Origin of the sequence: Geobacillus sp. WSUCF-018B (assembly GCF_002809985.1) — a bacterium.
Lineage (GTDB): Bacteria > Bacillota > Bacilli > Bacillales > Anoxybacillaceae > Geobacillus > Geobacillus thermophilus.
Window position 1 is genome coordinate 61,044 of the sequence record NZ_PIJF01000005.1, and the last position, 24,971, is coordinate 86,014.

At 55.7% G+C, this 24,971-nt stretch carries 18 protein-coding genes and 1 pseudogene; 5 read left to right on the plus strand and 14 right to left on the minus strand.

Translation table 11 applies throughout. The annotated features are described in order from the left end of the window. Positions 1-168: 168 nt before the first annotated feature. The 4 genes from menB to CV944_RS02945 are packed head-to-tail and all read right to left on the minus strand — an operon-like array spanning position 169 to position 4,910. Positions 169-987, minus strand: coding sequence for a 1,4-dihydroxy-2-naphthoyl-CoA synthase (menB, locus tag CV944_RS02930; protein ID WP_033009854.1), 819 nt, complete (start codon positions 985-987; stop codon positions 169-171). Next, entirely contained in the window at positions 988-1,794 is an 807-nt protein-coding gene (menH, locus tag CV944_RS02935) for a 2-succinyl-6-hydroxy-2,4-cyclohexadiene-1-carboxylate synthase (RefSeq protein WP_044742321.1), read from the minus strand. A 1-nt stretch (position 1,795) separates the two neighbouring features. Continuing rightward, positions 1,796-3,544 carry a 2-succinyl-5-enolpyruvyl-6-hydroxy-3-cyclohexene-1-carboxylic-acid synthase gene (gene menD, locus CV944_RS02940; RefSeq protein ID WP_033009858.1) on the minus strand — a complete coding sequence of 583 codons (1,749 nt, stop codon included), beginning with the start codon at positions 3,542-3,544 and terminating at the stop codon, positions 1,796-1,798. Then, positions 3,537-4,910, minus strand: coding sequence for an isochorismate synthase (locus tag CV944_RS02945; protein WP_100663814.1), 1,374 nt, complete (start codon positions 4,908-4,910; stop codon positions 3,537-3,539). Before CV944_RS02945 ends, menD begins: the two co-directional genes overlap by 8 nt. A 175-nt stretch (positions 4,911-5,085) precedes the next feature. Here CV944_RS02945 and CV944_RS02950 point away from each other — a divergent pair, with 175 nt between their 5' ends. The 3 genes from CV944_RS02950 (at position 5,086) to CV944_RS02960 (ending at position 8,119) form a co-directional block, all read left to right on the plus strand. Continuing rightward, positions 5,086-6,015, plus strand: a complete 930-nt coding sequence (locus CV944_RS02950) for a 1,4-dihydroxy-2-naphthoate polyprenyltransferase (protein WP_095860251.1) — start codon at positions 5,086-5,088, stop codon at positions 6,013-6,015. Between the two features lie 186 nt (positions 6,016-6,201). Continuing rightward, on the plus strand, positions 6,202-7,011 hold the full coding sequence (locus CV944_RS02955) for a yteA family sporulation protein (RefSeq protein ID WP_100659624.1): 810 nt from the start codon (positions 6,202-6,204) through the stop codon (positions 7,009-7,011). A gap of 313 nt (positions 7,012-7,324) precedes the next feature. Then, a complete protein-coding gene (locus CV944_RS02960) occupies positions 7,325-8,119 on the plus strand; it encodes a TIGR00266 family protein (protein ID WP_033011754.1) in 795 nt (264 codons plus the stop codon). A gap of 359 nt (positions 8,120-8,478) precedes the next feature. On the opposite strand, the gene CV944_RS02965 is transcribed toward CV944_RS02960, so the two are convergent. From CV944_RS02965 to glgB, 5 genes are read right to left on the minus strand one after another with little or no spacing between them, the layout of a single operon-like run. Next, on the minus strand, positions 8,479-10,878 hold the full coding sequence (locus CV944_RS02965; RefSeq protein ID WP_033011755.1) for a glycogen/starch/alpha-glucan phosphorylase: 2,400 nt from the start codon (positions 10,876-10,878) through the stop codon (positions 8,479-8,481). Then, positions 10,865-12,322, minus strand: coding sequence for a glycogen synthase GlgA (gene glgA / locus CV944_RS02970; RefSeq protein ID WP_033011747.1), 1,458 nt, complete (start codon positions 12,320-12,322; stop codon positions 10,865-10,867). The genes CV944_RS02965 and glgA overlap by 14 nt, the downstream gene beginning before the upstream one ends. Then, a complete protein-coding gene (locus CV944_RS02975; protein ID WP_100659625.1) occupies positions 12,319-13,350 on the minus strand; it encodes a GlgC family sugar phosphate nucleotidyltransferase in 1,032 nt (343 codons plus the stop codon). Before CV944_RS02975 ends, glgA begins: the two co-directional genes overlap by 4 nt. Further along, positions 13,350-14,513 carry a glucose-1-phosphate adenylyltransferase gene (locus CV944_RS02980; RefSeq protein ID WP_033011749.1) on the minus strand — a complete coding sequence of 388 codons (1,164 nt, stop codon included), beginning with the start codon at positions 14,511-14,513 and terminating at the stop codon, positions 13,350-13,352. The genes CV944_RS02975 and CV944_RS02980 overlap by 1 nt, the downstream gene beginning before the upstream one ends. Further along, positions 14,395-16,404: a 1,4-alpha-glucan branching enzyme gene (glgB, locus tag CV944_RS02985; protein WP_232722062.1), complete on the minus strand. Its 2,010-nt coding sequence runs from the start codon at positions 16,402-16,404 to the stop codon at positions 14,395-14,397. The genes CV944_RS02980 and glgB overlap by 119 nt, the downstream gene beginning before the upstream one ends. Positions 16,405-16,610: 206 nt before the next feature. Here glgB and CV944_RS02990 point away from each other — a divergent pair, with 206 nt between their 5' ends. Further along, complete coding sequence (locus tag CV944_RS02990) at positions 16,611-17,561, plus strand: cation diffusion facilitator family transporter (RefSeq protein ID WP_063330376.1); 951 nt, start codon at positions 16,611-16,613, stop codon at positions 17,559-17,561. 123 nt (positions 17,562-17,684) lie between these two features. Here CV944_RS02990 and CV944_RS02995 read toward each other — a convergent pair whose 3' ends face one another. Further along, the gene (locus CV944_RS02995) at positions 17,685-19,232 is read right to left on the minus strand and encodes a succinyl-CoA:acetate CoA-transferase ScpC (RefSeq protein ID WP_232722064.1); all 1,548 of its coding nucleotides are present in this window, start codon (positions 19,230-19,232) and stop codon (positions 17,685-17,687) included. A 135-nt stretch (positions 19,233-19,367) separates the two neighbouring features. Continuing rightward, a complete protein-coding gene (locus CV944_RS03000) occupies positions 19,368-20,015 on the minus strand; it encodes a LytTR family DNA-binding domain-containing protein (protein WP_020961021.1) in 648 nt (215 codons plus the stop codon). A 303-nt stretch (positions 20,016-20,318) separates the two neighbouring features. Here CV944_RS03000 and CV944_RS03010 point away from each other — a divergent pair, with 303 nt between their 5' ends. Beyond that, entirely contained in the window at positions 20,319-20,945 is a 627-nt protein-coding gene (locus CV944_RS03010) for a LysE family translocator (RefSeq protein ID WP_033009727.1), read from the plus strand. Between the two features lie 37 nt (positions 20,946-20,982). On the opposite strand, the gene CV944_RS03015 is transcribed toward CV944_RS03010, so the two are convergent. From CV944_RS03015 to CV944_RS03030, 3 genes and pseudogenes are all read right to left on the minus strand, one after another. Beyond that, entirely contained in the window at positions 20,983-21,210 is a 228-nt protein-coding gene (locus tag CV944_RS03015) for a hypothetical protein (protein WP_033009725.1), read from the minus strand. Positions 21,211-21,293: 83 nt separating this feature from the next. Continuing rightward, entirely contained in the window at positions 21,294-21,926 is a 633-nt protein-coding gene (locus tag CV944_RS03020) for a LysE family translocator (protein ID WP_033009724.1), read from the minus strand. 812 nt (positions 21,927-22,738) lie between these two features. Beyond that, positions 22,739-24,766 (minus strand): annotated as a pseudogene (locus tag CV944_RS03030) (bifunctional 2',3'-cyclic-nucleotide 2'-phosphodiesterase/3'-nucleotidase); the annotation flags it as partial. Positions 24,767-24,971: the final 205 nt, after the last annotated feature.

Consider the following 24,971-nt stretch of genomic DNA (forward strand, 5'->3'; position numbering starts at 1 on the left):
GTTTGGCGTGCCGGCCCATCGCACAAGGCGCCGCCGCTCCCGCCAAAAAACACCCGCCGCTGTGGAAACATCCTGTTCCGGGGCGAGGTTGTTCCTTCCTTATGTGCCCCGCTGGCAGCGAGATGCGAAAAAGCAGCTTGATGCGGCATCAAGCTGCTTGGTCCGTTCTCACGGGAAACGCGGGAACTGGCCGAAGTCCGGCTTCCGTTTTTCCTTGAACGCCCGCATTCCTTCTTTCGCCTCTTCCGTCGTATAGAATAGAAGCGTCGCATCGCCCGCAAGCTGCTGAATGCCGGCCAGGCCGTCGGAATCGGCGTTGAACGCCGCTTTTAAGAAGCGAATGGCGGTCGGGCTTTTCTCCAAAATTTCTTGCGCCCATTTGACCGTTTCTTCTTCCAGCTGCTCGAGCGGCACGACTTTGTTCACAAGCCCCATCTCGAGCGCTTCTTGGGCGTTGTACTGGCGGCACAAATACCAAATTTCCCGCGCTTTTTTATGGCCGACGATGCGCGCTAAATAGCCGGCACCATAACCGCCGTCAAAACTGCCGACCTTTGGCCCCGTTTGGCCGAAAATCGCGTTGTCGGCCGCAATCGTCAAGTCGCAGACGACGTGGAGCACATGGCCGCCGCCGATGGCATAGCCGGCGACCATCGCGATGACCGGTTTCGGAATGACGCGAATGAGCCGTTGCAAATCGAGCACATTGAGGCGCGGAATTTCGTCCTCGCCGACATATCCCCCATGGCCGCGCACTTTTTGGTCGCCGCCCGAGCAGAATGCTTTTCCGCCCGCGCCGGTCAAAATGATGACGCCGATATTCGAATCGTCGCGCGCTTTTGTGAACGCGTCGATCATCTCATTCACCGTTTTCGGCCGAAACGCGTTATGTACTTCCGGACGGTTGATCGTAATTTTGGCGATGCCGTTGTACGTTTCGTAAATAATGTCCTCATAGTCATACTGCTTCACCCATTCAAACGGCATTTACACTTCCCCCTTTGTCATGAATTCACTTACTATTGTAGCAAAAACACCGGGCTGTTCCACGTGAATTGCATGTCCGGCTCCCGGAACGCAGACGAACCTGCTGTTGGGCAGCCGCTCATGCATGCGGGCGGCGATGCGGCAAAACTTTTCATCACGCTCCCCGCAAACAAGAAGCACGGGCATGTCAAGTTCCCTAAGCCGCTCCCACCAAGACGGCTGCACGCCGGTTCCCATCCCGCGCAAGCTGTTGGCAAGCCCTTCAGCCGTATGGCGAAGCCGCTCACGGCGGACCGCCGCCCTTACAGACGCCGGAAGCGCCTGTTGCGTGAAAAAAAGCGGAAGACGCTCCCAATGGTCGACGAACGCACGCACCCCTTCCTGCTCGATCCGCTGCGCAAGCGCCTCATCCGCCTCTCGCCGGGCGCGCCGCTCCGCATCCGTCTGCAGCCCCGGCGAACTGCTCTCCAGCACAAGGCGGCGGACGCGGTGCGGATGCAACATGGCGAAAGTCAACGCCAGCCGCCCGCCCATCGAGTAGCCGACCACGTTCGCTTTCTCGACGCCAAGCTTATCAAGCAACGCCGCCAAGTCGGCGGCGGCGCGTTCGATCCGATACCGCCGGGCGTCCTTTGGCGCTTCCGTCCGCCCGTGCCCAAGCAAGTCCGCCGCAATCAGGCGGAACCTCCGCCAAAACGGGTGGAGCGGCCGCCATGTGTCCGCGCTGCCGGTAAACCCGTGCAACAATAAAAGCGGCTCCCCTTCGCCATATTGTTCCACATGGTAACGAACCCCATTCAGCTCCACATCAAACCATTCCTTTATGTTCGAGAAATTTCGCGATTTCCTGGGAAACACGTTCCCACAAAAAACGATGCATTTGGACATTTTCCGCGCGCGACGTGCGCACTTCGACAACATGAAGCCCGCCTGCTTCAAACGATTCCGCCACTTGACGGCGAAATTCGTCCCACGTACGCGGCGTTGCGTGCCGTCCGCCGTACATCCCAACGGCATCGGAAAACGACAAACCGGTCGGCGTGCCAAACAGCGTTTCAAACGGCCCTTCATGACGCGCCTGCGGCAAAAAGGAGAAAATGCCGCCGCCGTTGTTGTTCAACAGCACAATCGTCGCCTGCAATCCGTGCATTTTCGCTGCCAGCAGCCCGTTCAAATCGTGGTAAAACGACAAATCGCCGATCACGAGCGCAAGCGGCCCCGCGGCGGCGCCGGCCCCCAAGGCGCTCGAGACGACGCCGTCAATGCCGTTGGCGCCGCGGTTGGCAAGCACGCGGAGCGGCTTGTCCGTCGACCAGAAAAACGTATCGGCGTCGCGGATTGGCATGCTGTTGCCGATATACAGCAACGCGTCCGGCGGCAACAATTCGGCAAGCTCGACGAACACCTTCCCTTCAAACCATTCGGTTTCTGGCAAGTGCTGCCGCAACACGGTGCGGGCGATGTCGTTCATTTCCCGCCATGCCGCCGACCAGGGGCTTGAGGCCGCTTTCGGTTCGGCCACACGCAACAGCTGCCGGCACAACGCTGTTTCGTCGCTTTGCACCATGCAGGCGGCCGACAGCGTCGGGTCGCGCCAGCCGCCGTCATCGACGACGATTTGGCGGATCGAGCGATGCCGCTTCAGCCATAACAACAGCGGCTTGGACACCGGCATGGCGCCGAAGCGGAGCACGACATCGGGCACAAGCTTGGACGCGATTGCCTCGTCTTTTAAAATCGCGTCATAGCTGTCAATGACATACGTTTTGTCGTGCGCGCCGGCGCGCAACTGCGACAGCGGATCGGCGAGAATCGGAACATCGAGCGCCCGCGCGAGCGCGGTGACCGCCTCGGCGAAACCGGGCCGGTCGAGCGGCCCGCAGATGATCAGCCCGCGTTGAGCCGCGGCGAGCTCTTTATACAGGCCGGCCGCGCTTTCATCAGAAACCGTCGGCCGGCCGTTCACCACACGCGGCGCCCCTTTAAGCGCCTGCACGCGCTCCCAGACGCCATCGTCAATTTCCGGAACAAGCGGCTCGCGGAACGGCAAATTGACATGCACCGGCCCGGCCGGCGCAGCAGCGGCCGCTCCAACAGCCCTTGCCGCCATCGCCTGCGCATAGCGAAGCATCCCTTCCGCTTCTTCCGGCAGCGCCAAATCGACAAACCATTTTGCATAGCGGCCGTATAAATGAAGCTGATCGATCGCCTGCGGCGCGCCGACATCGCGCAGTTCATGCGGCCGGTCCGCCGTCAGCACGACGAGCGGCACGCGCGAATAGTGGGCCTCGACGAGCGCCGGCAAGTAATTGGCCGCCGCCGTGCCCGAGGTGCACACCAATGCGACCGGCCGCCGCTTCGCTTTCGCCATGCCAAGGGCGAAAAAGGCGGCTGACCGCTCGTCAATGTGCATCGAAAAGCGGAGGGCGGGGTGCCCGGCGATCGCCATCGCCAGCGGCGTTGAGCGCGATCCGGGGCTGATGACCGCCTCCGCCACCCCGGCTTGCACAAGCCCATCGACAAAAGCGGCTACATACAACGACAACGCCTCAGTCATGGTGCATCACTCCTAACGCCGATAACATTGGCGCCATTTTCACGTTCGTCTCCTCGTACTCGCTTTGCGGATCGGAGTCGGCGACGATGCCGCAGCCGGCAAACAAGAACGCTTGACTGCCAGCAAGCAAAGCCGACCGAATGGCGACCGCCCATTCCCCGTCACCATAAGCGTCCACCCAGCCGATCGGAGCGGCGTACCACCCGCGCTCGAGCGGCTCGAGGGCGCGAATCGTTTCCATCGCTCGTTCGCGCGGCGTCCCGCCGAGCGCCGGCGTCGGATGCATCCGTTCCACCAGACGCAACACGGACGGCTCCCGGCAGCCGCGGCCGACAACCGGCGTGCATAAGTGCTGAATATGAGGAAGCTTGAGAAGCTGCGGCCCGTCCGGCATCTCGACCGCCTCGCACACCTCGGCGAACAAGCGGCTGATCATGCGCACCACAAATTGATGTTCTTGGCGGTTTTTCCGGTCGGAAAGCAGCCAGGCGCCGAGCCGTTCGTCTTCTTCGACCGTCGCCCCGCGGCGCGCCGATCCCGCCAGGCAAATCGAACGGCACGTCTCCCCCTCTTTTTGGACGAGCTGCTCCGGCGATGCCCCGATTAAACAGCGGCCGTCTTGTTCAAAGGCAAACAAGTAGGCAAACGGCTGCTGCTCGCGAAGCCGGGCCAATACGGAGCCAGCATCGATCGTTCCGGAAAATGTCAACTGCCGGGCGCGGGCGAGCACGACTTTGTCAAGCGCCCCGGCGCGAATCGAAGCGATCGCCTGTCGGACCGCCTCCATCCACCGTCCGCTGTCTGCTTCCCGAGCCGCGACGAGCGCGGGAAGGGGGGCCGGAAGCGGCGGTGCAGCGATTCGCCCAAGCAGCCGGCCGACCTGCTCGATTTCCCGCCCCCCACCGCCGGCAGGCAGCGTGACGGTCAGCTTCGCCTGCCCGTTCCGCATCGAAAGAAGCACAGCCGGCGCGATCAGTTTTCCGGCTGAAAACCCGCGCCATACGTCCGTCGGCGTCCGGTGCGGATCAAAGGAAAACCCGCCGAACAGCAGCGGCGGCGCATCCGTGTCGCCATGCCGCTCGATTTGGCTGGCCCACTGCCGGCGGCGCGCATCGACCTCGCGAAACCGCCCGTCCTTTTCCCCCGTCTCAATTGCATGCACCGAGCCGAGGCCGACCAAGATGGTGCCGCCGCTTCGGTCCGACCAAAAAAACCGTTCGCGGAATCCGCAAGACGGCCCTTGCATAAAAAAAGAAACCGGATCGACGCCTTCCAACGATTCCGTCCAGCTGACAAACGGCCGCGCCGCCCGCACCGCCAATTCGTGCAGTTGTTGTTGGAGTGTATGTTGAAATCCAATCGCCACGATCCTCACGCTTTCTTTCGTAAAATTCCCTCTCCATCCCCTGCTTCCCATTATCCATTATATATAATAGGAAATCATTTATCTATCAGAAAGGGTTGACACGCCTAAAACGTTTTCCTACACTTATTTTGAGCGGAAACCGATCATATTTTCAAGGAATATAAGGGGAATGGATATGCAACCAGTCACACATATCGGCCACCGACCGCCGGCTCGCCGCGACTGGCGCGTCTTTTGGCGGTTGACGCGTCCGCATACGCTGACAGCGGCGTTTGTGCCAGTCTGCGTCGGCACGGTGCTGGCGATGGGCGAAACGTCTGTCAATTGGCTGTTGTTTGTCGCCATGATGGCCGCCTCGTTGTTGATTCAGGCGGCGACGAATATGTTTAACGAATATTACGATTACAAGCGCGGCCTTGACTCGCCGGAATCGGTCGGCATCGGCGGCGCCATCGTCCGTGACGGCCTGAAGCCGAAAACGGTGCTGGCGTTGGCGTTTGCCTGCTTTGGGGCAGCGATGCTCATCGGCGTCTACATTTGCGCGCAAAGCAGTTGGTGGCTCGCGCTTGTCGGAACGGTCTGCATGGCGGCCGGCTACTTTTACACCGGCGGTCCTGTTCCGATCGCCTATACACCGTTTGGCGAACTCGCCGCCGGATTTTTCATGGGCTTTATGATCATTTTAATTTCCTTTTTCATCCAAACAGGCGGTGTGAGCAAAGAAGCGGTGCTCGTGGCGATCCCGGTCGCCATTTTCATCGGCGCCATTTTGCTGGCCAACAACATTCGCGACTTGGACGGCGACCGCGAAAAAGGACGAAAAACGCTCGCCATTTTAGTCGGCCGCGACTGGGCGATTCGCGTGCTTGCCATGATGTTTGCCGCCGCGTTTCTTTGGACGGTGGCGCTTGTGCTGTTTGGCATCGTGCCGTTTTGGGCGATGCTCGCCTTGCTGAGCGCGCCAAAAGCAGCGGCCGCGGCGCGCGGATTCATCGGTAAAACGAAACCGGCGGAGATGATGCCGGCGATGAAGGCCACAGCGCAAACGAATACACAATTTGGCTTTTTGCTCGCCATCGGCTTGCTTGTCGGCCAATGGCTGTAAACACGGTCGAAACGGCCGTGTTTTTTTTTTGATTTTCGCCCATACTACACCATATAGATAGGCTCCCGCGGCGAAACCATTCGCCGCCAACGGAAGGATGAAACGATCCCTGTGTTTGAAAGGCTCCAGACATTTTCAAGTTTGAATCCATGCAACACAGACGCTGCAAGGAAGGGGTTGCAACCGATGTTGACGAACGAACAACTCGCCGCCTTCCGCTCCACATTGCTTGAGATGAAGCGGGACATTGAAGACCGGCTGAATCAAAACGACCATTTCGGCATGACGCGCAGCCACGCCCACGATGCGGTCGGCGAGCTGGCAAGCTACGACAACCATCCCGCCGATGAGGCGACCGAACTGTATGAGCGGGAAAAAGATTTGGCGTTGGACGACCATACAGAGCGCGAATTCCGCGAGATCGAGCGGGCGCTGAAAGCCATCGATGACGGCACGTACGGGATTTGCCGCACATGCGGCCAGCCGATTCCGTACGAGCGGCTTGAGGCGTTGCCGACAACGCTTTATTGCCGGGAGCACAGCCCGGACCAAATCGTCTCGCAAAAGCGGCCACTCGAAGAAGGGGTACTCATGCCGCCGTTTGGCAAATTCGATTTTGACGACCGCGACGAATCGGTCGTCTATGACGCCGAAGACGCTTGGCAGGAAGTCGCCCGCTACGGTTCATCGGACACGCCGTCCGACCTTGGCAAAAATGTTGATTATTACGGAGAAGTATACCCCGAATCGGAGGAGCACGTCGGCTATGTCGAGGATTTGGAAAATTTCGCTGCTGTCGATTTGCACGGGCGAAATGTCAAAGTGTATCCGACGCGGGAGCACGAATGGCTCGAAAACATATTGGATGACGAAGGCATCATGTCAAACATCGGCGACTTGCCGGCGTATGAAAAAGACCCGTATACGGTGAACGAAAGCTATCGCCGCTACGATGAGCGCCCGACTCAGCAAAGCTTCGGGGAACCCAATCCGTAGACAAAGGGCCTCCGTGCGATGACCTCTTGAAGTGGGGAATGCGGCCAGGCGGCCGGTTCAGTTTGACGCGCTCCAAAGGCCGACTTCCAACGTGGGACGCACGCCTTGCCATGGTCCGCTGACAACAAGCGCCTCATGTTCCAATGGCGGGAAACTCGCCAACGGGCCAGTCTGTTTTCAAACGAGCACGGGTTCTCGCGCCGCCTTCCAAACGATGGGCACATGGTTGCCCGTGCTTGTTTGAAACGGAGGAGGGGCGGATTCCGTAGTACATAACGGAATGTTGCAAAAACCTTTGGATGGAGGAGAAACGATGAATGCCCATGAGATCGATTACCGGCTGTACGGCGATGACATGCAGTTTGTCGAGATCGAACTCGATCCACGCGAAAGCGTCATTGCGGAAGCGGGCGCCATGATGATGATGGAAGACGACATCGCGATGGAAACGGTCTTTGGCGACGGCTCCTCAGCCGGAAAAGGACTGCTCGGCCGCCTCGTCGGCGCCGGGAAACGGCTGCTCACCGGGGAAAGTCTGTTCATGACCGTGTTTACAAATCAAGGCAGCGGCAAGCGCCGCGTCGCCTTTGCCGCTCCGTATCCGGGAAAAATCATTCCGGTCGACTTGAGCGAACTGGGCGAGAAACTCATCTGCCAAAAAGACTCGTTTTTATGCGCCGCCAAAGGGGTTTCCGTCGGCATTGAGTTTCAACGCAAGCTCGGGGCCGGCTTTTTCGGCGGGGAAGGGTTTATTATGCAAAAGCTGGAAGGCGACGGCCTCGCCTTTTTGCACGCGGGCGGGACGATCCAACGCCGCGAACTGCAACCGGGGGAAAAGCTGCGCATTGACACCGGTTGCCTTGTCGCCATGACGAAGGACGTCGACTACGATATTGAATACGTCGGCAACATCAAAACCGCCTTTTTCGGCGGGGAAGGGTTGTTTTTGGCAACCGTCACTGGCCCCGGGGCGGTGTGGGTGCAGTCGCTCCCGTTCAGCCGGCTCGCTGACCGCGTGCTTGCCGCCGCTCCGAGCGCCGGCGGACGGTCGGTCGGCGAAGGCAGCATCCTTGGCGGCATCGGCGATTGGCTAGACGGCGACGATTGAAACAAAATCAGGCGTTCAAACCGAACGCCGGCCGGTTCCGCCAACGCGAAACGGGGCGTTCCAACAGGGCGGCCCCGTTCCGTTTATGCCGTTGCCGCCGCAGTCCGGCAACAGTCATACATCCGACCTCTTTCCGCTGCAAGCCGTCGCTCCTTGGCCGCTGTTTTGCCTCCGCACAGGAAACCGTCCCAAGCCCGGCGTTTGGAAACGGCGGAATCGATCGTTCAGACCGGCTCAGACGGAAATGGTTCATCATGCCAAAGACAAGTTCGTGATGGCGAGCGGCTGGTCGTTTGCGCCTCTGGGATGATTCGAAGCGGCCGCGCTCGTCTTTAGGGGCGCCTGTTTCCCGCCGGGCTTTACATCGACGGCGAAATGCCCCAAATCTCAGCCGCGTATTCCGCGACGGTCCGGTCGCTGGCAAAGTAGCCGGAGTGGGCGATGTTGACGGCGCTCATCCGCCACCAGCGCGCCGGATCGCGGTAAGCGTCTTCCACCTGCTCATGCTCTTCGGCGTAGGCGGCAAAGTCGCGCAGCACAAAATATTCATCATTTTGCGTCAAAAGCGAATCGTAAATCGGTTCAAAGTAATCGCCGGCATCCGGGAAAAAGCCGTTGACAAGCTGGTCGACGACTTGCTTGATCCGCTTGTCGTGATGGTAATACTCGTGCGCCCGGTAGCCGCCGTGCTCATAGTAGTTGAGCACTTCCTCAGCCGTCAGCCCGAACAAAAACATGTTTTCTTTCCCGACCGCTTCCGCGATTTCGACGTTCGCCCCATCAAGTGTACCAAGCGTGATCGCTCCGTTCATCATAAACTTCATGTTGCCCGTCCCGGACGCTTCTTTGCTGGCGGTTGAGATTTGCTCGCTCACATCGGCGGCCGGGATGATCTCTTCGGCGAGCGACACACGGTAGTTTTCCAAAAAAATGACTTTCAACTGGTCATGGACCCGTTTGTCGTTGTTCACCTTCTCGGCGACCGAATGGATCAGCTTGATAATCCTCTTGGCGTAGTAATAGCCCGGCGACGCCTTCGCCCCGAAGATAAACGTGCGCGGGTGAATCGAGAAGTGTGAATCCTCCTTCAGCCGATTGTACAAATGCATGATGTGCAGCACGTTCAACAGTTGCCGTTTGTAGGCGTGCAGCCGTTTCACTTGCACATCAAAGATCGACGACTCGTCAACACCGATTCCGGTCTTCTCATAAATGCGGGTGGCGAGCTTCGCTTTGCGCCGCCGCTTGACGGCGGCGAGCGCCTCTTGAAACGCCGGATCGGAAGCATGCGGCGCCAGTTCCACAAGCGCTTCCGGCTCATGAATCCAACGCGGGCCGATCGTGTCCGTAATCAACGCCGACAGCTCGGGGTTGGCTTTTAAGAGCCAGCGCCGGTGCGTCACGCCGTTCGTCTTATTGTTGAACTTTTGCGGCGCCCATTCGTAAAACAGGCGCATTTCCCGCTGTTTCAAAATGTCGGTATGCAGTTTCGCCACGCCGTTGACGCTATGGCTTGCCACGACGGCCAAGTGCGCCATTTTCACCATTCCGTGGGCGATGATGGCCATTTGTTCAATCCGCCCCCAATCGCCAGGGTAGCGTTCCCACAGCTCGCGGCAAAACCGTTCGTTGATCTCCTCGACGATCATATAAATGCGCGGCAAAAGCGGCCGGAACAAGTGGATCGGCCATTTCTCGAGCGCTTCCGACAACGTCGTATGGTTCGTATACGCGATCGTATGGGTCGTAATGTGCCACGCCTCTTCCCAGCCCATCCCTTCTTCATCGAGCAAAATGCGCATCAATTCCGGAATCGCGAGCGCCGGATGCGTGTCGTTCACATGAATGGCGACATACTCATGAAGCCGGCGCAAACTCCCGTGCTGGCGGCGATGAGCGCGGGTGATGCTGCCGAGGCTGGCAGCGACGAGAAAATACTGCTGCTTCAGCCGCAAAATTTTTCCTTCGTCATGCGTATCGTCCGGGTACAAAAACTCGGAAATGGCTTCGGTCTCCCGTTTGTATTGCATGACATCTTTATGGAGCGGGAACGTCTTCGCCGGTTCGGCGCTCCAAAGCCGGAGCGTGTTGACCGTGTTCGTCCCGTAGCCGATGACCGGCACGTCGTACGGCACCGCCATCACGTTTTCGCTGTCGACATGGCGGAATACAAGGCGGCCGTTTTGCTCCGACACCTCAACCCGCCCCCAAAACCGGACTTCGACCGCCAGCTCTTCTTTGCGGACTTCCCACACGTTTCCGTGGCGCAGCCATTGCTCCGGCAGTTCGACTTGATAACCGTCGACGATCTTTTGGTCAAACAGCCCATGCTTGTAGCGGATGCCGTGCCCGTGGCCCGGCAAATTGAGCGTCGCGAGCGAATCCAAAAAGCAGGCGGCGAGCCGCCCGAGCCCGCCGTTTCCGAGCCCGGCGTCCGCCTCACATTCCTCGACGTCTTCGAGGCGAATGCCGAGCTCGCGCAATCCTTCCTCGACGACCGAGCGGACGCCGAGGTTTAACAAATTGTTGCCGAGCAGGCGACCCAACAAAAACTCAATCGACAAATAATACACTTGCTTCCACCGTTGCGCCCGGTAGCGTTCATTCGTCGTGATCCAATGGCGGCTGATATGTTCGCGCACCATCTGGCCGAGAACGTGATAATGATCGCGCGCCGTCGATTCGGCAAACGGTTTGCCGCACAGCGCCTCGACCCGCGCCACAAACGCCCGTTTGAACGTTTCTTTATCGGCGAACAAGCGCATCTCCCCCTTTTTTGACCAGCCGTTTGTACGCTTTTTCATACTCTTTCGCTGAACGGCGCCAGCTGTAATCGCCGCGCATCGCCCGCTCCATGAGCCGCTCCCAGACAGATGGCTGGTGGTAGAACGACAGCGCCCGGCGGATCGTGTACAACATGTCATGGGCATTAAAGTTCGTAAAGCTGAACCCGTTTCCCTCTCCTGTAAATTCATTGTACGATTGCACCGTATCGTTCAGCCCACCCGTTTCCCGAACGATCGGAATCGTCCCGTACCGAAGCGCGATCATTTGGCTCAACCCGCACGGTTCAAATAATGACGGCATTAAAAACAAGTCCGAGCCCGCATAGATTTGATGGGCGAGCGGTTCGTGAAAGCCGATGTACACCCCGACTTTGTCCGGATAGGCCGCTGCCATTTGCGAGAAAAACTGTTCAAAGCGCCAATCCCCGGTGCCGAGCACGACGAGCTGCATGTCTTCCTGCATGAGGTCATGAAAGACGCACGTCACCAAATCGAGCCCTTTTTGCGCCGTCATTCGCGTCACCATGGCGACGACGGGCGCATCATCCCGCTCTGGCAGACCGAACCGCCGCTGCAAAGCGCGCTTGTTGAGTTTTTTTCTTTCCCGCGTATGTACGCTATAGGTCGCCGCCAAAAACGGATCGGTTTGCGGGTTGTAAAACTCGTCGTCAATGCCGTTTAAGATGCCGAGCAAATCGGCCCGCCGCGCCCGCAGCAAGCCGTCCAACCGCTCGCCGTAATAGGCGGTTTGAATCTCTTCTTTGTACGTCGGACTCACCGTCGTGATCAAATCGGAGGCGACAAGCGCCCCTTTCATAAAGCTGACGCTTCCGTAAAACTCGAGCTGGTCGACGGTGAAATACCGTCCGTCCAAATTCAACAAATCCTCTAAAATCCCGCGCGGAAACAGCCCTTGAAACTGCAAGTTGTGAATCGTAAACATCGTGCGGATATCCGCATAAAACGGATCATGGTGGTATTGCTCGCGCAGCAAAAATGGAATCATGCCGGCGTGCCAGTCATGGCAATGAATGATGTCGGGCTGAAACCCGATCTCCGGCAGCGCGTCCAGCACCGCCCGGCAAAAATAAGAAAACCGCTCACCGTCGTCATAATGGCCGTACAGCTGCGGCCGTTTGAAGTAATACTCGTTGTCGATGAAGTAATAGATGACCCCGTCGTGCTCGAGCTCCTCCACGCCGGCATATTGGCGGCGCCACCCGACCGGCACGGTGAACTCCGCCGTTTTGTTCATCTTCTCTTTCCATTCGCGGGCGATCGTCTCATATTTCGGCAGCATGACACGGGCGTCAACGCCGAGCCGGCGCAGCTCTTTCGGCAGCGCGCCGGCAACGTCGGCCAATCCCCCCGATTTGGCGAACGGGGCGCATTCGGAAACGGCAAATAGCACGTTCATCGGCTGGCGACCTCCCCCTGCACCGTTCCTTTGCGGACGACAAACGGTTGATCAGCCGTTCCTTTCAACACCACGCCCGGTTCGACCTTGGCGTCTTTATCGATAATGACGCCATCGAGGACGCAGCCGTCGCCGATTTGGCACTTTTGCATAATAATGCTGTTTTTCACGACCGCTCCTTTGCCGATCTTCACAGAGCGGAACAAGACGCTGTTTTCCACCGTCCCGTCAATGACGCAGCCGTTGGCGATCATCGAGCGCTTTACGATCCCTTCCCGCCCGTACTTCGTCGGCGGCTCGTCTTTCACTTTCGTATAAATCGGCCGCTCCGCGAGAAAGAGCTGTTCCCAGACGTTCCGATCCAATAGTTCCATGCTTGAGCGGAAATATTGTCCCACCGAATCGATGACCGCCGCATACCCCGTGTATTCGTAATCGCAAATCGACAGTGAATGGCGGTCATCGCGGACGACGTCGACGATGCTTCGGTAGCCGCGGTTTTTGTAATCGGCGATTAAATCAAGCAGCAGCGACGTGTCTAGCAAATACATCTCAAGCGACCGACCGCGATGACGGATTTCGGTCACATCGCAGCCATTTTCGATATGGCGCTTCAAGACGGCGGCAAAATCGATGTTGCACACCGTATAGCTGTTCGCGATGACGGCATATTTTTGCCGGCTCCGCAAAAAATAGTCGATGTGCTGCTCGAAGTGGGCAAATGCCCCGACGCGGCGCTCGCCGGAAAACAGCAAATCCGGCGATGGGAAGAAAAACAGTCCGTCCCGCTTTCGGTTTAAGTCCCAGTTTTTCCCTGACCCTAAATGGTCCATGAGCGAACGGTACTGATATTTCGAAAAAATCGCAACACTCTCAATACCGGAGTTAACCATGCTTGAGAGCACGAAATCAATGAGCCGATACCGGCCGGCAAACGGCACCGCGGCGATCGAGCGCTGTTCGATAAGCGGCGCTAACGCCTCCATATACATCGTCGCGTCAATGACGCCTAACATCTTGTTGTTCATCACGCTTCATCCTTCCTCGCGGTTTCCTCATTCCATTGCGCAAGCCATTCGGCGGTCACGAGCACCACCTCGCCGTCTTCGTCCGGGGCAATCGAGGCATGCGTCGGGATGACGCAATCCGGCGTGACGATCGCCCGCTCGACATACGCTCCTTCGCTGACTGCCGCTCCTGGCATAATGACCGATTCTTTCACGACCGCCCCTTTGCCGATACGGACGCCTTGAAACAGCACTGAACGCTTGACCGTCCCTTCGACGACGCACCCTTCATTGACGAGTGAGTCCGCCACTTCCGCCTCCTGGGAAATGTATTGCGGCGGCTGATTCGGATTGACGGAATAAATGCGCCATGAGCGGTCGAACAAGTCGAGCTCGTTGTCCTCATCCAACAAGTCCATGTTCGCTTCCCACAAGCTTTTCACCGTGCCGACATCTTTCCAGTAGCCTTGGAACGGGTAGGCAAACAACCGCTTGCGTTCGCGAAGCAAAAGCGGGATGATGTCTTTGCCGAAATCGTGCGACGAATGCGGGTCAGCGTTGTCGATTTTCAAGTATTCTTTCAACAGCGGCCAATTGAAAATGTAAATGCCCATCGACGCCAAATTGCTCTTTGGCTCCGCCGGTTTTTCGGCAAACTCGACAATTTGCATCTCGTCATTCGTATTCATAATGCCAAACCGGCTCGCTTCTTCCCATGGCACTTCAATAACGGAAATCGTCACATCGGCCTGTTTGGCGATATGGTAGTCGAGCATCTGCCGATAGTCCATTTTGTAAATGTGGTCGCCGGACAGCACGAGCACGTAGTCCGGGTCGTACTGTTCAATATAATTCATATTTTGATAAATCGCGTTGGCGGTGCCTTCATACCATTTCACGCCGGACGAGACGGAATAGGGCGGCAGGACGGTGACCCCGCCGTTTCGCCGGTCCAAATCCCACGCGCTTCCGATGCCGATGTACGAGTGAAGAAAGAGCGGCTGGTACTGCGTCAGCACGCCGACCGTATCGATGCCGGAATTCGTGCAGTTGCTCAATGTAAAATCAATGATCCGATACTTCCCGCCGAACGGCACGGCCGGTTTCGCGATGTTTGTCGTCAGCGAGCGAAGCCGGCTTCCTTGCCCGCCGGCCAATAACATGGCGATGCACGTCTTCTTCATTTTGCTTTCTCTCCCCTCGTTTTTGCACTGGGCGCAAGATTGAAATGCCAAATGGCGGAATCGTCATGCGCACATGGTACGGCTTTCCATGAAACGGTTCATTGAACGCCGGAAGCCGCTTCGAATTGACATGCCCTGATCCGCCAAAGTCCACCGCATCGCTGTTCAGCACTTCCCGATACGGGGCCAAAAGCGGCACGCCGACTTTGTAGTCGTCGTACGCTTGATTTGTGAAATTGCACACAATTACCAACAGATCACCGTCTTTTTTCCCGCGGCGGACGAACGAGAAAATGCTTTGTTCGGCATTATGAACGTCGATCCATTCAAACCCCTGCGGGTCGTGGTCGAGCTCGTAAAACGGCTTATACCGCTTGTAGCAGGCGATCAATTGCTTGACATACTCATCCATCTTCCGGTGCAGCTCAAAATCAAACAGCATCCAGTCGAGCTCGCCCTCAAACTTCCATTCGTCAAACTGGGCAAATTCATTGCCCATAAACAACAACTTTTTCCCGGGGTGGGCCATCATGTAGCCGTACAACAGCCGCAGCTGGGCGAACTTCTCCTCGTACGACCCCGGCATTTTGTTGAGCAGCGACTTTTTGCCATGCACAACTTCATCATGAGAAAACGGCAAAATGAAATTTTCTGAATACGCATAAAGGAGGGAAAAGGTGACTTGATTGTGTGCATGCTTCCGCTCATGCGGCGGCGTTTCCATATACTTCAGCATGTCGTTCATCCAGCCCATGTTCCACTTGTAGTTAAAGCCAAGCCCGCCGTCATACGTCGGCGCCGTCACCCGCGGCCAATCGGTCGAATCTTCGGCGATCATCAAGACGTTGGGGTCATAGGCAAACACCGCTTCGTTTAACTTGCGCAAAAACTCGACCGCATACGGGTTTTCATAGAGCTGGTCGTTGTTCGGCCAATACAGCATGTTCGCGACCGCATCGACGCGGAATCCGTCGACGTGGTAATACTCGAGCCAAAACAAGGCGTTGGAGATGAGAAAACTGCGCACTTCCGGTTTGCCCAAGTCAAAATTCGCCGTCCCCCAGACGTAATTTTCCCGGTCTTTTTCGTTCGCATATTCGTACGTCGGGGCGCCGTCAAACATATATAACCCGTGGGCGTCCTTGCAAAAATGCCCCGGCACCCAATCGAGAATGACCCCGATTCCTGCCTGATGGCAGCGGTCGACGAAATACATGAAATCATGCGGCGCACCGTAGCGGCTTGTCACCGCATAATAGCCGATCCCTTGATACCCCCACGAACGGTCGAGCGGATGCTCGACAAGCGGAAGCAGCTCAATGTGCGTAAATCCACGCTCTAGCACGTACGGGATAAGTTCGTCGGCCATCTCACGGTACGTCAAAAAACGACCTTCCTTTTTCTTCCACGAACCGAAATGGAGCTCATAAATGACCATCGGCTGCTCGTAAATCCGCTTTCGCCGCTTCTTCCGCTGCCAAGACTGATCGTTCCACTGGTATCCTTTCAGATCGTAGACAATCGAGGCGGTGTGGGGGCGCAATTCGGAGCAAAACGCGTACGGGTCCGCTTTCAGCAGCACCCGCCCATCCGGCGTGACAATCTCATACTTATACAAATGCCCTTCCAAGTTTTCCGGGACAACGATCGTCCATACTCCTTCATCGTTCACTTTGGTGAGGCGGAACTTCGCCCCGTCCCAGCCGTTAAAGCTGCCGACCAGGCGCACGTCGCGCGCATGCGGCGCCCAGACGCAAAAGCGGGTGGCGGCCCTTCCGCCCTCATCGATCACGTGGGCACCAAACAGCTCGTAGCTTTTATGCAAGCTGCCTTCATGAAACAAATACACTTCCAAATCCGTCGGATTCGCCGCAATCAAGCTCGATCGCATCCTTTCTGAAGCAAGATGATGGCCATACACAACATTGATTCCTATTCGCCAACAGCAGGATCCATTCCTTGAATTGTTCGTCTATATTTTTAGACAAATTCCAACAACCGCTCTTTCTCGCTGTCGAAATTTCATTTGCACACAGGCTGATTTTTATATTATAATATATATAAGTTGATAATTATTATAAATAATGGAGGTGCATTATGGCTCCAACACTGTACGATTTTCACCATCTCCCGCACGTCAAAACGCAACATGAATCAAAAAAAGCGCTCTGGGTGACGCTTTTGTTGACCATGTTTTTCACCGCCGTTGAAATCATTGGCGGACTGATTTCCAACTCGCTCGCCTTATTGTCCGATTCGGCCCATATGGCATCCGATGTATTGGCGCTTGGATTGAGCATGGTCGCCCTCTACATGGCAACGCGCCCGCCGAACCGCCGCTTTACGTTCGGTTTTTTGCGATTTGAAATCATCACATCGTTTTTGAACGGGCTGACGTTGGCCGTCATTGCGCTGTGGATTTTATGGGAAGGCATTCAGCGTTTTCTTCATCCTGAACCGATCAACTTTCGTCTTATGCTCGGAATCGCGGCGATCGGCCTCATCGTTAACTTGACGTTGACCATCGTCTTAAGCCGGAGCACGAAAGAAGAAGACAACTTGAACGTTCAGAGCGCCCTTTGGCATTTCATCGGCGACTTAATCAGCTCGATCGGCGTCATCGTGTCCGCGCTGCTCATTTACTTCACCGGCTGGACGGTGTTCGATCCGATCATCAGCCTCGTGATCGCCGCCATCATTTTCACAGGCGGGGCGAAAATTATGCGTGAATCGTATCTCATCTTAATGGAAGCCGTGCCAGATGGGTTCGATCTCGAACAAATCCGCGCCGACATTCGACAGATCGAAGGGGTCGAAGACGTGCACGACATGCATTTATGGGCCATCTCGACCGACCATTACTCGCTGTCGGCTCATGTGTTTGTCAACGAACGCATCCAGCCGCTTTGTGTCATTTTGGCGGTGAATGAAATGCTGAAGGAAAAATACGGCATTGAGCATGCCACGATCCAAGTCGAGCACGCCATGCTCCACGACCACGGAACCTATGGGAAGGCGTTTTTGGAGAAAAAGAAGCAGCCGCAATGATAAAGACCGCCCATGCCGAATCGGCAAGGCGGTCTTTCGTCATTTTGCCGTCTATTGCGCTCGGCCGCTATGAAAAAACCAGCGCAGAACGCGGTTTGGCGCCACGCCCTGTGTTTCTTTCCATCATTGCAGCTGATACTTTTCTTCCCGCATCGTTCCAAGTTGTTCATACCGGATATGCCAAGACAACGCTTGTTCCAATACGTGCGGCGTATGGCCGCCGCGCTTGAGCGCTTCAGCGAAGTAATCGCGCAGCTGCGGACGGTAATCCGGATGGGCGCAATGTTCGATGATGAGCGGGGCGCGCTCGACAGGGGCGAGCCCGCGCAAATCGGCATATCCGTGTTCGGTGATGATGACATCGACATCATGCTCCGTATGGTCGACATGGGAGACGAACGGCACGATGCTCGAAATCGCCCCATGTTTGGCGCTCGATTTCGTCACAAAAATCGTCAGGCGCGCATGGCGGGCAAAGTCGCCCGAGCCGCCGATGCCGTTCATCATCTGGGTGCCGCGGACATGCGTCGAGTTCACATTTCCGTAAATATCGGCCTCAAGCGCCGTATTAATGGAAATGAGGCCGAGGCGGCGAATCAGTTCAGGATGATTGGAAATCTCCTGCGGCCGCAGCACGAGTTTGCCCCGGTACGCTTCCAAGTTGTGGTACACTTGTTTCATCTTGTTTTCCGACAAGGTGATCGAACATCCCGAGGCAAACCGCACTTTCCCTGCATCAAGCAAATCGAACATCGCATCTTGCAGCACTTCCGAATAGACTTCCAAGTCGCAAAATTCAGAATCCAATAGGCCGTAAAGAACCGCATTCGCGACAGAGCCGATCCCGGCCTGAATCGGCGCCAGCCGTTCGGACAGCCGCCCCGCCGCTACTTCGCGGCGAAGAAACTCGATCAAATGCCTGGCAATCGCCGCTGTTTCCGCATCCGGAGGCACAATCGTCGACGGTGAATCCGTTTGGTTCGTCACGACAATTCCAGCGATTTTCTCCAGATCAACAGGAATGCCGATCGTCCCGATCCGGTCGTCCACTTTCGTCAGCGGAATCGGGGCGCGCTCCCCTTGCTTCCCGACTTCATAAATGTCATGAAACCCGTAAAGCGCTTTCGGCTGGGCGACGTTCAATTCGACAATGACCCGTCTTGCTTTTTCCACAAAAATCGATGAGTTGCCGACAGACGTCGTCGGGATGATCATGCCGTCCTCCGTAATCGAAACCGCTTCCACAATAGCGTAATCAATCGGTTTCAGCACACCGGAACGGACGAGTTCCGCCGTATGCGACAAATGCTGGTCGACAAACAGCAGCTCCCTTTCGTTAATTTTCCGGCGCATCGCGGCGTCAGCTTGAAACGGCAGCCGTTTCCGGACAATGCCTGCTTCCGCCATCATCTTGTCAATATCCGATCCGAGCGAAGCCCCTGTATAGACGTCGACTTTCAGCGGCTGCCGCTTGGCCCGTTCAATAAGCGCCGTCGGCACCGCTTTTGCGTCCCCCGCGCGGGTAAAACCGCTCAATCCGAGGGTCATGCCATCTTCAATCCATGAGGCGGCCGTTTCTGCCGTCACAATCCGCTCCCGCAACGCCTGATGGCCGATCCGTTCGAAAACAAATGGTTCCAAAGCGATTTCCCCCTTTTGTTTTTCCCTCATTATAGCGGCTCGCAAGGGGAAAATCATTCGAATTGGAGCGAAAGGGCTTTCTTTTGCATCGAAGCAGCATTTTTCCTGCATCACGCAGAAAAACTTGCCGCTTCACAAAAATAACCGCCTGTATCGGCGGTGTCATCAAAAGCCGAGCCGTCTCCGGAAATGGCTGGCGTACGTTTGGCTGACCGGCACTTTGGAGCCGTCCTTCATCACAAGCAAAAACGTCGAGTGGGAATCCGGCTGAATTTCGGCGATATACTCAACATTGACAATATACGACCGATGGCAGCGGATAAACCGGTCAGCCGGCAAAGAAAATTCCAATTCGGTCAAATTGTATTTATGATGGCCTCCGACGTGCATCGATTTGACGAACGTTTTCCGGTTTTGCGCTTCCAAATAAACAACCGCGTCAAACGGCACCGGAACCCAGCGGTCCATCGTCCGTATCGTCAAATACGACGTCGCCAAAAGCGGCTTTTTCGGCCAGACAGCTGTCACGCATCCTTTTGGCACCCCGTCTTCCAAAATCGGAACCGACACGCCGAAATACGGAACGCCAAACACCCGGCTGTCTTTTTGCTCTTCAATTTTCCGGCGGATCACCAACGCCTTGTAGGTGACCGAATCCGGTTTGATTTCATCACCCGGACGGATTTTCAAATCAATTTGCCGGCTCGGCTGGTAGTAAATGTACCGCCGGTCGTCGGAAATGACAAGCGATGCTTCAACGGGAAACCATTCATTCACAACTTGGCGAATGGCCGAAACAAGCAGCGAATCCATATCCCCCACCTCTTGCAAACCGTTCCATACTTTTATTTTCAGCAGCACCGCCGCGTTTGTCAAATGGCAAATCGTTTCGTTTCGCTGCCGTGGACAGCCGGTGAAAAACGAGTTTGGCGCCCCGTCTGGCCATGTCGGACCAGAAAGCCCCCCATCTGACAGCATTTCTCCAAAAGAACTGATCCGCCGGTTTTCGCTTTGATCGCCGCCGTTCGAGAAGGAATCGCCCGCTCTTTCGCGAATCCATATACATAACCGCCTTTCACGGCCGCCCCGCCAAACTGATCAAAAAGGAGGGTTCCGATGGAGATCGAGGTCATCTTGTCGTTTTTCGGCGTCGCCATATTGCTTACATTGGCGCCGGGTCCGGACATTTTATTCGTCATCGCCCAAAGCGTGTCGCAAGGCAAATGGGCGGGCATCGCCACCGCGCTCGGGCTTTGCACAGGGCTGCTTGTCCATATCAGCGCCGCTGTGCTTGGCGTCTCGGCCGTCATGTACCAATCCGCCTTGGTGTTTGCCATCGTCAAGTACGCGGGCGCCGCGTATTTGCTGTACCTAGCCTGGCAGGCGTTCCGTGAACAAGACGAAGGCCTCGCCTTTGGGCGGCAGACGCCGATGGCATACACCTCGCTGTACAAAAAAGGCATTGTCATGAACGTGCTCAACCCGAAAGTGTCTCTCTTCTTCTTGGCGCTCTTGCCGCAGTTTGTCGACGAAACAGCCGGCCATGTGCCGGGGCAGATGCTTCTATTAGGCGCCATCTTTCTCGTGCAGGCGCTCGTTGTCTTCACCTTGGTGAGCATCGGCGCGGAAAAGCTGCGCCAATGGCTCTCGGCCCACACCGCCATCACCAAGCGAATCCATTGGCTCAAAGGCGCCATCTTCGCGCTGATCGGCATTCAAATCGCCGTCAGCGAACGGTCGTAGCGGCAAGAAAAAAGAGGGCGGCTGCCCTCTTTTCTGCTCATCTCCACAACAGCGCCGCGCCTCCCAATATGAGAAGCAGGGAGAGGAACAGCACCCACGTTGACCAAAGATCGATCATTTCAAAAAACAAGGCTATTCTCCGCTCACGCCCTCCTTCTTCTTGTATGCTTCCCCACTGCTGCTTAATGATCACGATCCCAAACGGAAACATCCCGATTCCCGCCACAAGGAGAATCACCGCTATTCCTTTGTCATCCGCCCCCATTTCTCCAACCAACCTCCTCACGAATCACCGCCCGCGCTTTCATTCGGCTGAGAATCATGCGTTCCGACGCCGCCCGCCCTCGCTCACGACGCTTTCGTTTGCAGCAGCTTCACGCCAAGCCCAATGAACACGATCCCCGTCAACCGATTGACAAGAAGCGCCATTTTCGCGTTTTGGCGCACCCGTTTCGTCGCCAGCGCAGCCACATAGACGACGCCAAGCCCCCACAGCGTGCTCGTCACCACGAACGAAACGCCGAGCAGCAGAAACGGGAGCGGGCCGTATGGCTGATCCGTTTGAATGAATTGCGGCAAAAAGGAAAGGAAAAACAACGCCACTTTCGGATTCATCACATTCGTCGTCACGCCTTGCCAATAAATCTTTTTCAGCTTCATCGGCGCCAGTTCCTCGGACTCCAACGCTGGCGGCGTCGACTGCCGCATCATTTTGATGCCAAGATACACCAAATACGCTGCGCCAGCGATTTTCACAGCCGTAAATAAGACAACCGACTGCTGCAAAATCACCGCCAAGCCAAACGCAGCGAGCAACGTATGAATGAACACCCCCGTCGAAATGCCCAACACCGAATACACGCCCGCTTTTCTCCCTTGCGCCACACTGCGCCCCATAATATACATCGTATCCACTCCCGGAGTGGCATGCATCAAAATCGACGCCAGCAAATACATTCCGTAACTTGTAATGCCTAACACATGTCTCCCTCCTGACCAAGCTAGCAAACAATCATCCATGGACAGTGGCACTGCTTTCGGGCAATGTTACAAAAGGTGGGTGGCTTCACCACCGATACAGTGACAAAAACGTTCCGTTTTCCAAAACGAATGATCCCAAGAACCTCGATGTCCACCGGCCTTCGAAAAAGCAGATGATGGGTAGCGCCCGGTCGGACAAGCAGCGCTTCCCCAATCGAACATCTTTTTTCCTTCCATGACCGCCCGCTCAACGAAAGCGGCTGTTTTTCACTGTCCTTGTTAGAAGTGAACTGCCCACCACCTACGCTTCGCTTAGAGGCAGGGGCTTCAAGCGACTTGTGCGTGTTCGCTGAACGGTAAGCCACAAACAAGAACCCTTTACGCTTCCCTTCGTTCCAAAGGTGTCGGTTTGAACCATAGACGATCATATTCATCGGCGATGGCCAACCGAAATTCATCTCCCACCTACTCATTGATCGATCGCTCTTCACATTCCTTGAGGTGGGAGACTTCTTTCGGAAATGACGTTAACGTAAAAGATCTTCTTCTCATCGTCAGTCAAAAAGGCGATATTTTCGAAATGGAAAAAATGGCAGTAGCGCCAGAAATACTTTTAGTCACATTTTCGTGTCACCTAAAAGGCCGGTAAAAAACGGCTGTCACGAGCAAATCAGCGGCATTTCGCCGAAAAAGAAGATTGATTCCGCAAGGTTGTTCTAATTAAGAAACAGCTGGAACTAGCAGTATTTTATACGAAATCACCTGCCTCCTAAATCACCTGCTATTTTTCCAACCTCTTCTTAACGTCCAGATTTTTCTAGCTCTTTCGAATGGTTTGTTTTCGTTTCTTTCCAAGACAACAGCGCAAGTTCGTATTGGGCAAACCCGTTGGACAATGTCGCCACATAGCGGATGCGGCTGTCTGGCGGCAAATATTTTTGTGCTTCCGGTGACGATTCAAAGGAAACGGTCACCGATGCTTTCCCTTTCACTGGCGCAAAGGTCCAGTTGCCGTCCACGGACGGGTTGATCGTTCCGCTTTCGCGAATATAATCGATGATCACTTGCCGGTTTTCATCCGGCGCGGCCAAAATCGTGTTTTTCCCGCCCGGATTGATGATCCGGTTCGTCGTCGCCCGATAGTTGTTCGTCGCAACGATAAATTCCATCTTCGCCGTCACCGGTTTGCCTTGGAATCGCAAGTTTTTAATGCGGTTTGCTTTCGGGTTGATCACATTTTGATTTTTGTCGTATTTCGCCGGCTCGGTCACATCGATCTCGTACGTCACGCCATCAATAATGTCGAAGTTGTACGTCGGAAAGTCGTTGTTGATAAGCGGCTGAATGCCTATCTTGTTCGGGTCGATTTGGTTGAATTGCCCCGCCGACCACTCAAGCCATTCTTTCAACTCGGCTCCCGTAATTTTCAGCGCATACACCGTGTTTGGATACAAGTACAAATCGGCGACGTTTTTAATGGCGATTTCCCCTGCCGGAATATCCGTGTAATAGCTCGGTCCACCGCGCCCGCCGGCCTTGAACGGAGCGCCGGCTGACAGCACCGGAAGGCCTTCATACTGCGTCCCTTTTAACATTTTTTCCACATACCACTTTTGGGCGTTCGTGACGATTTGCACGGACGGATCATCTTGAACAAGTGCAAAATAGCTGTTGATCGGGCTCGTAGTTTTTCCCACTGGGCTGCGGACGTACTGGATCGTCGCTTCGTGCTCCGCCTGAATGGCCTGCTCGACGGCCGAATCGCTGTCAACCAACGGCGTTTTCGTCGCCTTGTCATACACTGGACGGAGTTGGGCTTTCGCTTGCGTCACTTTCCATTTTCCGTCGACTTGCTCGACCGTCAAGTCGATCACGCCGAGCGTATCGCCCCACGAACCTGGCATCGTCACCGGAACGCCATTGATCGTCCCGTTTTCATTGTTGATACCGTTCCCATCCAGAAAATCAGGCGTCGTTCCCGGAAGCGCCGGAAATTTTTTATGCTGGTGGCCGGTCAGCACGGCGTCGACCCCCGGAATTTGCGTCAAATAATAGGAGGCATTTTCCATATTCGGGCTGTTTCCGCCGGTTTCAATGCCCGAGTGCGACAGCACGACGATCAAATCGGCCCCTTCCGCTTTCATTTTTGGAATATACTTTTGCGCCGACTGCACAATGTCTTTCGCAATCACTTTCCCTTGCAAATTCGCTTTGTCCCAATCCATAATTTGCGGCGGCACAAAGCCGATGACGCCGATCTTCAGCGTATGCTTCTCCCCGTCTTCATCAACGACTTCTTTCTCTAAAATTTGATACGGCGTGAAATAGTTGACATCGTTATCCGGATTTTGGTCATGATCGTCACGGTACACGTTCGCATTCACGATCGGCAGCTTGGCATCGTCATACACTTCATTGAGGAAATCCAAGCCATAGTTGAACTCATGGTTTCCCACCGTCGCCGCATCGTACTTCAACAAATGCAACAGTTTCACCGCTGGATGCACTTCGCCATCTTGCAGCGGCTTCACTTTCGCCACATAGTCGCCAAGCGGCGTTCCTTGAATCAAATCTCCGTTGTCAAACAGAAGCGTATTCGGCTGCTCAGCGCGCGCCTGCTCGATCAATCGCGCCGTTTTTGACAGCCCGAACTCATTCGTCGGACTATCTTTGAAATAATCATAGTTGACGAGATTCATATGTACGTCGGTGGTCTCCAAAATGCGCAGCTTGACGACATCCCGATCCTCCGCGCCTACCGCTGTCGGCCCAAACGAAGGAGCCAGCAGCCCCAACGCCAACAACACGCTCGCCGCCGCGTATTTCTTCCGTTTTTTCAATGCCCATCCCCCCACTCATCAAATCATTGTCATCTGTATTATACTATAAAAGATCCAAAATTTTCGGGAAATGTTTCACTGAAAGTTTAGCAAAGGGGGATGTGAACCATACCCGTCAAGTTTAGCGGTATAAAATTTTTAAGACGATACTCGTGTTCATCCCCGCAGTGAATGATGGGGATCACATCCATTATTGGGCATACCA

Bases quoted from the DNA above. Each gene is read 5' to 3' on its own strand.
- CV944_RS03000 (WP_020961021.1), bottom strand. From the start codon at position 20,015: ATGGATTCGCTGCTTGTTTCGGCCATTCGCCAAGTTGTGAATGAATGG.
- CV944_RS03010 (WP_033009727.1), top strand. From the start codon at position 20,319: ATGGAGATCGAGGTCATCTTGTCGTTTTTCGGCGTCGCCATATTGCTT.
- menB (WP_033009854.1), bottom strand. From the start codon at position 987: ATGCCGTTTGAATGGGTGAAGCAGTATGACTATGAGGACATTATTTAC.
- CV944_RS02975 (WP_100659625.1), bottom strand. From the start codon at position 13,350: ATGAACAACAAGATGTTAGGCGTCATTGACGCGACGATGTATATGGAG.
- CV944_RS02980 (WP_033011749.1), bottom strand. From the start codon at position 14,513: ATGAAGAAGACGTGCATCGCCATGTTATTGGCCGGCGGGCAAGGAAGC.
- CV944_RS02950 (WP_095860251.1), top strand. From the start codon at position 5,086: ATGCAACCAGTCACACATATCGGCCACCGACCGCCGGCTCGCCGCGAC.
- glgA (WP_033011747.1), bottom strand. From the start codon at position 12,322: ATGAACGTGCTATTTGCCGTTTCCGAATGCGCCCCGTTCGCCAAATCG.
- CV944_RS02990 (WP_063330376.1), top strand. From the start codon at position 16,611: ATGGCTCCAACACTGTACGATTTTCACCATCTCCCGCACGTCAAAACG.
- menD (WP_033009858.1), bottom strand. From the start codon at position 3,544: ATGACTGAGGCGTTGTCGTTGTATGTAGCCGCTTTTGTCGATGGGCTT.
- CV944_RS02960 (WP_033011754.1), top strand. From the start codon at position 7,325: ATGAATGCCCATGAGATCGATTACCGGCTGTACGGCGATGACATGCAG.
- glgB (WP_232722062.1), bottom strand. From the start codon at position 16,404: ATGCGATCGAGCTTGATTGCGGCGAATCCGACGGATTTGGAAGTGTAT.
- CV944_RS02955 (WP_100659624.1), top strand. From the start codon at position 6,202: ATGTTGACGAACGAACAACTCGCCGCCTTCCGCTCCACATTGCTTGAG.
- CV944_RS02995 (WP_232722064.1), bottom strand. From the start codon at position 19,232: ATGAGGGAAAAACAAAAGGGGGAAATCGCTTTGGAACCATTTGTTTTC.
- CV944_RS03015 (WP_033009725.1), bottom strand. From the start codon at position 21,210: ATGGGGGCGGATGACAAAGGAATAGCGGTGATTCTCCTTGTGGCGGGA.